Origin of the sequence: Nocardia rhizosphaerae, from assembly GCF_042650365.1 — a bacterium.
In the GTDB taxonomy this organism is placed as follows: domain Bacteria; phylum Actinomycetota; class Actinomycetes; order Mycobacteriales; family Mycobacteriaceae; genus Nocardia; species Nocardia rhizosphaerae.
In genome coordinates, this window is sequence record NZ_JBHSBA010000005.1 from 494,945 (window position 1) to 506,984 (window position 12,040).

Genomic DNA, 12,040 nt, shown 5'->3' on the forward strand with positions numbered 1-12,040 from the left:
GACCGGCAGAATTTACGGATCGTGCCGTCAATAGTGCGCTACTCGCGGTGGCTGCGGACGCGCGTGGGAGCGGGCATCCGGTCCAGGAGCTGACCGGCCTGACACGGCGATCGGCGCTTCCGCCTTTGCGCCGTGATCCACCAGGTCTCGGCCGCACCCGCACCGACCGTCTCCGGCTCGGCATGCCTGCGCGACGGTCGGGCACCCGACCCGTGTTCCACGGCAGGCGCTCGCGCCGTGGAATGCCGGGGTCGTGGTGGCCGGACCGGAGGCCGACGCTCACCTCCGAAATTCGGTTGCGGGTCGAGCCGGGCGGTTCCTAGGGTGATCGGCATGTCGTGCAACGTATTCATCCGCATCCGCCACGCCCGGGCTCTGGCCCGCTAGCGGACGCGGATCTCATCGTCGGCGTCCACCGGCGTGCCCAGGGCCCATCGAGACTCCATTTCCTCGATGACCCGGAAGGGCAACTGCTGTGGCGCAGGATCACTCACACAAGAACTATTCGCATACCCAGCGCAAGGTCACCGGGAAGCGCGGTCCACGCACCTCCCGTGATCTGACGCGACGCACCCTCTCGCAGAATTTCCTGGTGGACCGGAACGCGGTCGAGCGGATGCTGGCCGTGGCCGATCCGGTCGGCACCGTCTTCGAACCCGGCGCCGGCGACGGGGTGTTGACCAAGGCCATGGCCCGCCGTGGCGTGCGGGTCACCGCCTACGAAATCGACCCGCTGCTGGCGGCCAAGCTCTCGGCACAGACCAGGAACGAGCCCGGAATCCAGGTGGTGCGTGGTGATTTCACCAAGGCCAGGGCGCCGCGGAACCCGTTCGCGGTGGTCGGCAACATCCCGTTCTCGGCCACTGCCGACATCGTCGGCTGGTGTCTGCGCACCCCCGCCCTCACCTCGGCCACCCTGCTCACCCAACGGGAGTACGCCCGCAAACACACCGGCGACTACGGACGCTGGAGCCTGACCACGGTGCTGCACTGGCCGTGGTTCGACTGGCAGCTGCACGGCCGGATCGACCGCACCGGCTTCCGCCCTGTCCCCTCGGTCGACGCGGGCCTGCTCCGCATCGACCGCCGCAAGGAACCGCTTGTCGCACACCGCGATTCCTACGCCGAACTGGTCCGCACCGGCTTCTCCGGCATCGGCGGCACCGTCCGCGCGTCCCTGCACGCCCGCTACCACGGTGTGGATGCCGCGCTGCGTAAGGCAGGCATCGCCGACGACGTGGTGGTCGCCTACGTCCATCCGGAGCAGTGGGTGGACCTGCATTCGGCGCTGGCCGCATAGGGTCGACGCCGACCTGGGTTCGGAACACGCTGCGCGTTCACAAATCGCTCGAACGGTCCAGTTGGGGACTGTTCGGCGAAGAAGTGGGCGCTCAGCGTGGCCCCGCACCCAATCGGTCGCCGGTGGCATCCCCACCGGCGACCGATCAGTGGCCGATGGAACCGGTGCTGAGGAAACCCAGGAGGTCGTGGCGAGTGATGACGCCGACCGGCTTGCCGTCTTCGACGACCATGAGGGCGTCGCTGTCGGAGAGGGCCTTGGTGGCGGCGGAGATGGGTTCGCCGGCGCCGATGAGGGGGAAGGAGGGGCTCATGTGCTGGGCGACCGAGTCGGTGAGTTGGGCGCGGCCCTCGAAGACGGCGGAGAGCAGGTCGCGTTCGGTGACGCTGCCCGCGACCTCGCCCGCCATCACCGGGGGTTCCGCGCCGACGACAGGCATCTGGGAGACGCCGTACTCACGCAGGATCTCGATGGCGTCGCGCAGGGTCTCCGACGGGTGAGTGTGCACCAGGTCGGGCAGGGCGCCGGACTTGCCGCGCAGCACGTCACCGACCAGCGGCTCCGGCGCGGCCTCCAGCGGGGTGCGCAGGAAACCGTAGGAGCTCATCCACTTGTCGTTGAAAATCTTGGACAGGTAGCCGCGGCCGCCGTCGGGCAGCAGCACCACGACCACCGCGTCGGGATCGCGCCGGGCAACCTCGATCGCGGCGACCACGGCCATGCCGCAGGAGCCACCGACCAGCAGGCCTTCCTCGCGGGCGAGGCGCCGGGTCATGTCGAAGGAGTCGGCGTCGGAGACGGCGATGATCTCGTCGGGCACGGCGGGGTCGTAGGCCGTCGGCCAGAAGTCCTCGCCGACACCTTCCACCAGGTACGGCCGACCGGTGCCGCCGGAGTACACCGAACCCTCCGGGTCGGCGCCGATGATCTTCACCTTCCCGCCGGAGACCTCCTTGAGGTACCGGCCGGTGCCGGTGATGGTGCCGCCGGTGCCGACACCGGCGACGAAGTGGGTGACCTTGCCCTCGGTGTCGCGCCAGATCTCGGGACCGGTGGTCTCGTAGTGGCTGTCCGGGCCGCCGGGGTTGGCGTACTGGTTGGGCTTCCACGCGCCCTCGATCTCGCGGACCAGCCGATCGGAGACGTTGTAGTAGCTGTCCGGGTGCTCCGGCGGCACGGCGGTCGGGCACACCACGACCTCGGCGCCGTAGGCCCGCAGCACGTTGCGCTTGTCCTCGCTGACCTTGTCCGGGCACACGAACACGCACTTGTATCCGCGCTGCTGGGCCACCAGCGCGAGCCCGACCCCGGTATTGCCCGAGGTGGGCTCCACGATGGTGCCGCCCGGCTTCAGCAGACCCTCCTCCTCGGCGGCATCGATCATCTTGACCGCGATCCGGTCCTTGGAGCTGCCGCCCGGGTTGAGGTATTCGATCTTGGCGGCGACCAGACCCGCGTTCGGGCCGACCACCGAGTTCAGCCGAACCAGGGGCGTGTTGCCGATGAGGTCGACGACATGATCCGCGATGCGCATGGACCCATCGTCGCAGAACCTCAGATCGGCGCCACGACCTGGTCCGATGTTGTGCCCACAGTACGGCCGCGCAGCGCTGCCTCCGACCACCCCGATTTGGTGAGTACTCAGGTAGCACACCGGGTGCGGACCAGCTCGGCGGATCGACTGCTCGGATCGAAGGGCCTGCGATCGGCCCGCTCAGCGGGCACGGCACCTGCACACCGGCCGACTACCGTCGTAGAATTTTCGGATGTGAGCGCACCTCGAATCAGCTGGCGAACCGCTGCCGTCACCGGTGCCACCACCGTCCTGGCCGGGTCCGGCGCAGGGACTGTTTCCTGGGCGACCTACCGGCTGCTGATGACCCAGGCAGGCGCGGCCCGCGCGGTCATCGGCCGTGACACCTCCAAACCGCCCGAGGCCGACGGGGTGTACGCACCGGGTGCGCAGATCCCCGAACCGTGGCGCAAGGGCGTGCGTTCGGACCTGCACCTGATGATCTTCGGCGACTCCACTGCCGCCGGTCTCGGGTGTCTCGGTGCGGCCGATGTGCCAGGTGTGCGGCTCGCGCGCGGCCTTGCCGAGGCCACCGGGCTACGGATCAGATTGAGCACCAAGGCCATCTCCGGCGCCACCTCCAAGGGACTGGCCGGGCAGGTCGACGCGATGTTCGTGGCGGGCCCGCCGCCGGACGCCGCGGTGATCCTGGTCGGCGCCAACGACATCACCAAGAAGCACTCCATCCGGGCCTCGGCGCGCAGGCTGGCGATCGCGGTGTCGCGCCTGCGCGAGGCCGACGCGCTCGTCGTCGTCGGCACCTGCCCGAACCTGGGCACCGTCACCGCGATCCAGCAGCCGCTGCGGACGGTGGTGGCCAACTGGAGCGTGCGGTTGGCCAAGGCGCAGACCGTTGCGACCACACTGGCGGGCGGAACGGCGGTGCCGATGGGTTCGCCGCTGGTGGCCTCCGAGTTCCGCGCCGCGCCCGAGATCCTGTTCGCGACCGACGGATTCCATCCTTCCGCCGCCGGGTACGAACTGGCGGCGGCCCAGCTGCTTCCGGTGCTGATCGAACAGGTGCGCAGCCGCCCTGGTCTTCCGGTCGCGCACAGCGAGACGTAGATTCCAGAAAGACCGGCATAGTAAACGCCGTTCACTGAACCATCCGAAAAGGAGTCCTCATGCCCGAGGCCGTTATCGTCTCCGTCGCCCGCTCGCCCATCGGCCGTGCCGTGAAGGGGTCCCTCGCGGGGATGCGCCCGGACGACCTGACCGCACAGATGGTGCGCGCGGCACTGGCCAAGGTCCCCGCGCTCGACCCGAGCACGATCAACGACATCATGCTCGGCACCGGCTCCCCGGCGGGTGAGGGCGGCTTCGGCATGGCCCGCAATGTCGCGGTGCAGCTGGGGCTCGACACCGTGCCGGGCACCACCGTGCAGCGCTACTGTGCGTCCTCGCTGCAGACCACCCGGATGGCCTTCCACGCGATCAAGGCGGGCGAGGGTGATGTGTTCATCTCGGCCGGTGTGGAGACCGTCTCCCGCTACGCCAAGGGTTCGGCCGACAGCTGGCCCGACACCAAGAACCCCGAGTTCGCGCAGGCCGAGGCGCGCACCAAGGAGACCGCGGAGGGCGGCAAGGGCCAGTGGCACGATCCGCGCGAGGACGGCCTGCTGCCCGACGTCTACATCCCGATGGGCCAGACCGCGGAGAACGTCGCGACGCTGACCGGCATCACCCGCGAGGACCAGGACCACTGGGGCGTGCGCTCGCAGAACCGCGCCGAGGAGGCCATCGAGAACGGCTTCTTCGAGCGTGAGATCACCCCGGTGACCCTGCCCGACGGCACCGTGATCAGCAAGGACGACGGCCCCCGCGCCGGCGTCACCTACGAGGCGGTCAGCCAGCTCAAGCCGGTGTTCCGCCCCGACGGCACGGTCACCGCGGGCAACTGCTGCCCGCTCAACGACGGCGCGGCCGCGCTGGTCATCATGAGCGACACCAAGGCCAAGGAGCTGGGGCTGACCCCGCTGGCCCGCATCGTGTCCACCGGTGTGTCGGGTCTGTCGCCCGAGATCATGGGCCTCGGCCCGGTCGAGGCCGTCACGCGCGCGCTGGCGCTGGCGGGCAAGTCGGTCGCCGACATCGACCTGTTCGAGATCAACGAGGCCTTCGCCGTGCAGGTGCTGGGTTCGGCCCGTGAGCTGAAGATCGACGAGGACAAGCTCAACGTCTCCGGTGGCGCGATCGCGCTCGGCCACCCGTTCGGCATGACCGGTGCCCGCATCACCGCGACCCTGCTGAACAACCTGCAGACCTACGACAAGCAGTTCGGCGTGGAGACCATGTGCGTCGGCGGCGGCCAGGGCATGGCGCTGGTCATCGAGCGCCTGAGCTGAGATAGGGCATAAAAGAGCGGCCCACCGGATTCGGTGGGCCGCTCTTCGTATCTGCTACCTCAGTCGCGCTGGAAGTAGCTCAGCAGGCGCAGGATCTCGACGTAGAGCCAGACCAGGGTGACGGTCAGGCCGAGGGCGACGCCCCAGGCGGCCTTCGACGGCGCCTGGGCGCGGATCAGCTGATCGGCGGCATCGAAGTCGAGCAGGAAGCTGAACGCCGCGATGGCGATGCAGACCAGGCTGAACACGATCGCCAGCGGGCCGCCGTCGCGCAGGCCGAAGCCGCCGTCGGTGAAGAAGCTCGCGATCAGGTTGCCGACCATCAGGACCAGCACGCCGACCATGGCGCCGAGCAGCATGCGGGTGAAACGCGGGGTGACCCGGATGGCGCCGGTCTTGTAGACGACAAGCATGCCGAAGAACACACCGAAGGTGCCGAGCACCGCCTGGCCGATCAGGGCACTACCGCCGACACCGCCGAAGGTGACATCGGTGAACATCAGTGACAGCGCACCGAGGAACAGGCCCTCGAACGCGGCGTAGGACAGCACGATCGCCGGGTTGTCCATCTTGTTGCCGAAGCTCGCCACCAGGACCAGCACCAGGCCGATCAGGCCGCCGCCGATCACGAACAGCGGAGCCAGCCCGGGATTGGCAGAGGACAGCGCGAACGAGATGATCGCCGTGACGGTGAGCACCGCGAGGGTGATCCCGGTCTTGGTGACCACGTCGTCGATCGTCATGGCACGGGTGGCTGGGGCCTGCTGGAACTGCTGGCCGTACTGCTGCCCGTACTCGCCGTACTGCTGCGGGGGGTAGGGCTGCTTGCCCAGCTGACCCGCGCCGGCCACGCCCGAACCGAAGTTCGCGTAACCGCCGACTCCCTCCTGGCGAGGTAAGTTCTTGAACACCGGATTCGATGAGGTACGCACCGTGCGCCTTTCTTGGAGTGACTATTCGCTGTCCGCCTCGCGGCGAAGCAAGCTCCAACTGCCCTGTTCAACGCGCCGTGACCGGACGGAGTTCCCGAAGAGCGGGCACTCGTCCTGGTCGGACAAATCGGACTCTACCGCGTCGGGCCGTCACTATCGTTGTACGTCGCGCAAGCCACGAACGGACCGCGTCACCGTGAACTTCTGGTTCCGGCCGATCACATCGGTGTGCCCGACCATCCGTTCCACCACCCCGCGGTAGTTCAGATGCGAGTTGTACACCGTCCACAGTTCGCCGCCGGGCCGGAGCACCCGGCCGGTCTCGGCGAACATCTTGATCGCCGACCCGGTGTGCACGGCGGCACCGACGTGGAACGGCGGATTGCACAACACCAGATCGGCGCTGTTGTCCGCGGCCGCGGACATGGCGTCGTCGCGCACCACCGTCACCCGGTCGGCGACACCGTTGGCGGCCGCGGTCGCCCTGGCCGAGGCGACCGCGGCGGCCGACTGATCGGTGCCGGTCACCCGCAGGTGCGGACGGGATTTGGCCAAGGCCACCGCGAGAATGCCGGTGCCGCAGCCCAGGTCGATGGCCTCGCGCGCGTCGGGCTTCATCCGGTCGAGGTGTTCGAGCAGGAAGCGGGTGCCGATATCGAGGCGGGGACCGGAGAAGGCGGCACCGTGGGCCACCACGTCGCCCTCTATCTCGGCGATGCGCTCGGTCACCGGGAACCGCGACTCGCCGACCGGCAGCGGCTCGCCGACGACCAGTACGCGCGACTTCTGTCTGCCCCGGCCAGCCCGCACCTGCCCGAACGACTCGGCGAGCACCTCGTTCATGGCCGGGGTGAGGTACTTGTCACGGCCTCCCGCGAAGACCACCACGTCGCCCGCCGCGTAGCGCGCGATCGCCTCGGCCGTCTCGGCCAGGCCGGACAGCATGCGCGGCAGCCGCATGAGGACCACGCGCGCGCCCGTGAGCAACCCGGCGTCGAGGCCGTGCGCGGTGTAGCGGTCGGTGAGCCCGAGGGTCTTGGCGTTACCCGCCAGCGCGAGTTCGCCGGTGAGCAGGTCCTGGTGCACCCGCAGCCCGGTCAGGTCATGGCGGGCGGCGGCGCCCAAGGTCAGCGCGCCGTACGCGTCACCGATCACCGCAACCTCGCCGCTACCCGCCGCGGCCATGGCATCGGCGGCGGTGTCGAGGAGCAGGCGGTCGGCCGCGTCGACGGCGTAGAGGTTCGGTGCCTCCACGTCCGGATACCGGCGTAGCCGGGTGAGTACGTCCTCGACTCTGTCCACACGACAAGTGTGCTAGATCGTTGCCCCACCGTCACATCCGGCCCTGACATCGCGCCGTGGCCTACCTCACACTGTGCCGCCTTGGTGGATATTCCGATGCGCGCGAACATCTTCCGCCCGTTCCTGACCAGCCGATCCGCGCGTCCCGCATCGGTGCAGCACACCAATCCCGTTGTTCCCCAGCACTTCGGCCGCGCCCGGTGGATCACTCCGGTCACCTCGCGGCGGAGAGCGTCCACCGGCGCGGCCCCGGCACCCGCGCCGCCCGCGCAGGCCCGCATCGTGCCGATGTCGAGCACCGACCGACCGGTACCGGCCCGGCACCCAGCAAACTCGCCGTAGCCCGGACACACCCCGCTTCCTGCACCCGTCGGCCCACCGGGCCTGAGTACCATCGGCCCCATGCGCAACGCCCTCGTGTTCGGCCTCGTCGCCATCGCCGCGGTGACACTGCCCGGCTGCGGCACCGACGGCGGACCAGCCGCGACCCCGGTGCCCACCAGCGCCACCGCGGCGGGCACCGGGACCGTGCCGCGCGACGGCTCGCCCAAATCCGGCGATGCCACGGCGGACGCCGCGCTGACGGTCACCGACATCCGGCTCGGTAGCCACCCCGGCTTCGATCGGGTGGTGTACACCCTTGGCGGCACCGGAACCCCCGGCTGGCGGGTCGAGTACACCGGCAGCGCGGTCCAGGACGGCAGCGGCAGACAGGTCGAGGTGGCCGGTGACTCGATCCTCGAGGTACGCATCCTCGGCTCGGCGTATCCCTTCGACTCCGACGTCCCCGCCTACTCGGGCCCCGATCCGGTGACCGACCCGAACGTGCCCGGCATCACCGGCGTCTACGAGTCGCTGGTTTTCGAGGGCACGACGCAGTCGTTCATCGGCGTCGACGCCGACCGGCCCGCGTTCGCCGTCACCACGTCGAGCAACCCGACCCGGCTGGTCGTCGACATCGCTACCGGCTAACTACCCCTACCACGTGAGGGTATTTCCAATCGGTCGATGTCGCTGGTTAGACTGGCCGCCGTGATCGGCCACCATCCCCAGCAGCGCGCGCCCGGCCTCGCCGGTGTGCTGGCATTGCTGGCGCTGCTTGCCGGGATCGTCGCCATGCATTCCACGATCTTCGACACCACCCGCCCCGGGCGGGCGGAGCACACCGGCGCGCGCTCGGCGACCACGGATGTCGAGACACGGGCAGCCGAGTACTCCCCCGCGGCCGGGCACGCACCGCACCACGCCACCGTGCCGACACCGAGGATCACCGGCGCAGGCAGCGGGCCGCATCACGAGCCAGCGGGCACGACGCCGTCCGGCGCCGATCAGCCGTTCACCGCCACGATCGGCGGGAACCACGCCACCGTGATCGCCGCGGGTCCGCACCGGGGAGCCGCCACCGGCCCGGCCGGTGGGCCCGGCGCCGAGCCGGCCATGGCGACGAGCGGCGACGCGGTGCGGCCGGTCACCGTCACCACCGATCAGCTCACCGACCCGGAAGTGGCCGACGCGGAATGCGGTGGGTCGGGGAACGACGAGCACGCCGCCGTGCGCCCCTGTGTGTTCGTCCTCGTCGCACTGACGACCGCGCTCACGCTGGTCCTGCTCTACCGGCTCGGCGCCGAGACCGCGCCGAATGCCCTCGCGGCTACCCGGCCCTGGCGCGGCAGGCGGGAACGGCCGCCGCCATGGACCGTCCTCTCCCTGGCGCAGCTGGCGATTCTGCGGATCTGACAGGTCGGCAGTCCGCTGCCCGGGTGGATTGCCCTGACCATGTCCCCTCACCCCAGCATCCCCAGGAGGATCACCCATGTTCAGCACCCGTACCCGCGCCACCGTTGTCGCCGTCACCGCCGCGAGCGCCCTGCTGCTCGCCGCGGGTTGTGCCGACGACACCGAGACGGCGACGCGGGCGACCACGAGTTCGGCGACCTCGACCGAGACCACCGCGGCGACCGCCGCCGAGTTCAACGACGCCGATGTCACCTTCCTGCAGATGATGTACCCCCATCACGCGCAGGCCGTCGAGATGGCTCAGCTGGTGCCGAGCCGCACGCAGAACCAGGAGCTCATCGCACTGGCTGCGCAGGTCGAACAGGCACAGGCGCCGGAAATGGCGCAGATCACCGCGCTGCTGGCCGGCTTCGGCAAGCCCGCGCCGAGCACCGGCGATGGCCATGACGGCCACACCATGCCCGGCATGATGTCCGGCGAGCAGATGGCGGCGCTCGAGTCCGCGCAGGGCGCCGAGTTCGACCGGCAGTGGCTGGAAATGATGATCGAGCACCATGAGGGCGCGGTCGAGATGGCCCGCACCGAACTCGCCGATGGCGTCAACCCGGAATCCCGGCAGCTCGCGACCACCATCGTGGCCGACCAGGAGAAGGAGATCGGCACCATGCGGGGCATGCTCGGCCAGGGCTGAGCGATCGCGGCGCCGGGACCCGCGCGTCCCGGCGCCGCCACGTCTCGGTTGCTCATCGAAATCGCCGTCGCGAGCTGACGTCACCGGCGTGGTGCCAGTACGGTCGATATGTTCGGCGGCGGGCGCACTCCGGCGTCGGCTGTCGGTGAGGGAGGAGACAGGCATGAGACAACGGGAACGCGTCGGGGTCGCGGGCGCGCTCGTGGCGGCGGCCACCGGGATGGTCCTGATCGGCGCGTGCACCAAGCAGGTGCCCGGCGACGCCCAGGCCAACCAGACCGACCTCGCGTCGTACACCTCCGAGGTGGCCGCTTCCTCGGCGGCCAGGGTGCAGAAGGCGAACGACGACGCCTGCGACGGTCTGCGCGCGGCCAACAAGAGCTCGGTCACCTCGTTCAACGCCTACATCGAGGCCAGCAACAATCGGGCACCCGATACCGACGCCAAGGCCGACGAGGCCGTCGTCGTCCTGCGCAACAATGCCAAGGACCTCGCCCGCAAGATCACCAACGAGGTGATCCCGGTGCTGTCGGAACCGTTGCGCGCCTACCGCGACAACACCAACACCCTCGCCGACACTCTCGAACGCCGCGCCCCCACCGACGAACTCAACGGGGTGATCGATACCTTCAATGCCACCAAGGACGAGGCGATCGCCGTATGCGAGCCCTACGGCAACTGACGCCGTAGCAAACCGAGACACGCTGCCGCACCGGTGACCGCGGCCGCGTGCGCCGTGGCTAACCCACCCTGCACAGGGTTGATGAAACGCGGTGCGACCTGGTTCTTCTCCGGCTACCCGCGTGTTTGAATCGATCGCCCGATCGATCCGTGCGCAATGCGAGGTGTGTCATGTCATTCTGGGAAGTGCTCTGGCTCATCATTGTGAGCTTCGCCTTCGTCGCCTATCTGCTGATGCTGTTCCTGATCATCGGTGACCTGTTCCGGGATCGCGAGACCTCGGGCTGGGTGAAGGCGGTGTGGATCGTCTGCCTGCTCTTCTTCCCGCTGATCACGGCGGTGGTGTATCTGATCTTCCGTGGTCAGGGCATGGCCGAGCGTTCCAGCGCGGAGGCCGCGCAGCTCAAGCAGGCGCAGGACTCCTACATCCGCGAGACGGCGGGAACCAGCCCGGCGGCCCAGATCGCCGATGCGAAGAAGCTGCTCGAGGAAGGCTCGATTACCCAGGCCGAGTTCGACCAGCTGAAGTCCAAGGCGCTCGCCTGATCCGGTTACCTACCCCGAGAGCCCCCGCCACCGCGTGCGGGGCTCTCGGCGTTCACGGCCGAAATTCATCTGGGCGGTTGCCGTGCGGTCGCGTATTGTCGGGGTAACCGGACAGGACCAGTAGGGACCGGTGCACCGCTCGGGAGAAGGAGCCGCCCTCATGCCCGCACCGCTGCGCGACAGCGCAGTGCCCAAACACGAACAGCTGCGCGCGATCCTGCTGCAGAAGTGCACGCGCGAGCTACAGCCGGGCGACCTGATGACCAGCGAACGCAATCTGATGCAAGACTACGGCGTCAGCCGGATCACCGTGCGCGAGGCCATCGGGCAGCTGGTCAACGAGGGCTATCTGGTCCGGGTCCGCGGCAAGGGCACCTTCGTCGCGCACCGGCCGGTGCAGTCGCGGCTGCACCTGGCCTCCTTCACCGAGGAGATGCACAATCTCGGACACCAACCTGCCACCCTGGTACTGGTCGCCGAGGAGGCGGTTCCGCCGGAGGGCACCGCGCGGGCGCTGAACCTGGCCGCCGGTACCGCCGCGTATCACGTGCGCAGACTACGGCTCGCCGACGAGGAACCGGTGAGCGTGGACGACGCCTGGTTCAATCCCGAACTGCTGCCCGGCCTGATCTCGCACGATCTCACCGGTTCGATCTACCGGACCACCGCCGAGCGCTACCAGCGCCCGATCGAGCGGGCCGTGCAGATCGTGGACGCCCAGGCCGCGGAGGCCGGGATCGCCGCCCTGCTCGGGGTCAGAAAGGGCGCGCCCGTCCTGCATTTCGACCGGGTGTCGTTCAGCGCGGAGCTGCCGATCGAGCACACCCACAGCTGGTATCGAGCCGACCGCTATCGCGTGCAGATGGAAGTCGGCGAGCGATCTCAGGTATGAAACTCACTTATTTCAGATACCGTATGGGCGCTATCACAGCG

At 69.1% G+C, this 12,040-nt stretch carries 12 protein-coding genes; 9 read left to right on the forward strand and 3 right to left on the reverse strand.

Annotated elements, in window-relative coordinates; genetic code table 11:
• Positions 1–559: 559 nt before the first annotated feature.
• Complete coding sequence (gene erm, locus ACFOW8_RS12065) at positions 560–1,300, forward strand: ErmE/ErmH/ErmO/ErmR family 23S rRNA (adenine(2058)-N(6))-methyltransferase (RefSeq protein ID WP_378550736.1); 741 nt, start codon at positions 560–562, stop codon at positions 1,298–1,300.
• Between the two features lie 145 nt (positions 1,301–1,445).
• On the opposite strand, the gene ACFOW8_RS12070 is transcribed toward erm, so the two are convergent.
• The gene (locus ACFOW8_RS12070; protein ID WP_378550102.1) at positions 1,446–2,834 is read right to left on the reverse strand and encodes a cystathionine beta-synthase; all 1,389 of its coding nucleotides are present in this window, start codon (positions 2,832–2,834) and stop codon (positions 1,446–1,448) included.
• 234 nt (positions 2,835–3,068) lie between these two features.
• Here ACFOW8_RS12070 and ACFOW8_RS12075 point away from each other — a divergent pair, with 234 nt between their 5' ends.
• Both ACFOW8_RS12075 and ACFOW8_RS12080 read left to right on the forward strand, forming a co-directional pair.
• Positions 3,069–3,938 (forward strand): SGNH/GDSL hydrolase family protein, encoded by an 870-nt coding sequence (locus ACFOW8_RS12075; RefSeq protein WP_378550105.1) that lies wholly within the window; start codon positions 3,069–3,071, stop codon positions 3,936–3,938.
• A gap of 59 nt (positions 3,939–3,997) precedes the next feature.
• Entirely contained in the window at positions 3,998–5,218 is a 1,221-nt protein-coding gene (locus tag ACFOW8_RS12080; protein WP_378550107.1) for an acetyl-CoA C-acetyltransferase, read from the forward strand.
• A gap of 59 nt (positions 5,219–5,277) precedes the next feature.
• On the opposite strand, the gene ACFOW8_RS12085 is transcribed toward ACFOW8_RS12080, so the two are convergent.
• Positions 5,278–6,150 carry a Bax inhibitor-1/YccA family protein gene (locus ACFOW8_RS12085; protein ID WP_378550110.1) on the reverse strand — a complete coding sequence of 291 codons (873 nt, stop codon included), beginning with the start codon at positions 6,148–6,150 and terminating at the stop codon, positions 5,278–5,280.
• Positions 6,151–6,303: 153 nt separating this feature from the next.
• Positions 6,304–7,452 carry a class I SAM-dependent methyltransferase gene (locus ACFOW8_RS12090; protein WP_378550113.1) on the reverse strand — a complete coding sequence of 383 codons (1,149 nt, stop codon included), beginning with the start codon at positions 7,450–7,452 and terminating at the stop codon, positions 6,304–6,306.
• 402 nt (positions 7,453–7,854) lie between these two features.
• Here ACFOW8_RS12090 and ACFOW8_RS12095 point away from each other — a divergent pair, with 402 nt between their 5' ends.
• The 6 genes from ACFOW8_RS12095 to ACFOW8_RS12120 all read left to right on the forward strand — a co-directional run bounded on the left by ACFOW8_RS12095 (position 7,855) and on the right by ACFOW8_RS12120 (position 11,999).
• A complete protein-coding gene (locus ACFOW8_RS12095) occupies positions 7,855–8,424 on the forward strand; it encodes an AMIN-like domain-containing (lipo)protein (protein WP_378550116.1) in 570 nt (189 codons plus the stop codon).
• Positions 8,425–8,460: 36 nt separating this feature from the next.
• Positions 8,461–9,189 carry a DUF6153 family protein gene (locus ACFOW8_RS12100; protein WP_378550119.1) on the forward strand — a complete coding sequence of 243 codons (729 nt, stop codon included), beginning with the start codon at positions 8,461–8,463 and terminating at the stop codon, positions 9,187–9,189.
• A gap of 76 nt (positions 9,190–9,265) precedes the next feature.
• The gene (locus ACFOW8_RS12105; protein ID WP_378550122.1) at positions 9,266–9,880 is read left to right on the forward strand and encodes a DUF305 domain-containing protein; all 615 of its coding nucleotides are present in this window, start codon (positions 9,266–9,268) and stop codon (positions 9,878–9,880) included.
• 163 nt (positions 9,881–10,043) lie between these two features.
• A complete protein-coding gene (locus ACFOW8_RS12110) occupies positions 10,044–10,562 on the forward strand; it encodes a hypothetical protein (protein WP_378550125.1) in 519 nt (172 codons plus the stop codon).
• A 170-nt stretch (positions 10,563–10,732) separates the two neighbouring features.
• Positions 10,733–11,107, forward strand: a complete 375-nt coding sequence (locus tag ACFOW8_RS12115) for an SHOCT domain-containing protein (protein WP_378550128.1) — start codon at positions 10,733–10,735, stop codon at positions 11,105–11,107.
• Between the two features lie 160 nt (positions 11,108–11,267).
• On the forward strand, positions 11,268–11,999 hold the full coding sequence (locus ACFOW8_RS12120; protein WP_378550131.1) for a GntR family transcriptional regulator: 732 nt from the start codon (positions 11,268–11,270) through the stop codon (positions 11,997–11,999).
• Positions 12,000–12,040 lie beyond the last annotated feature (41 nt).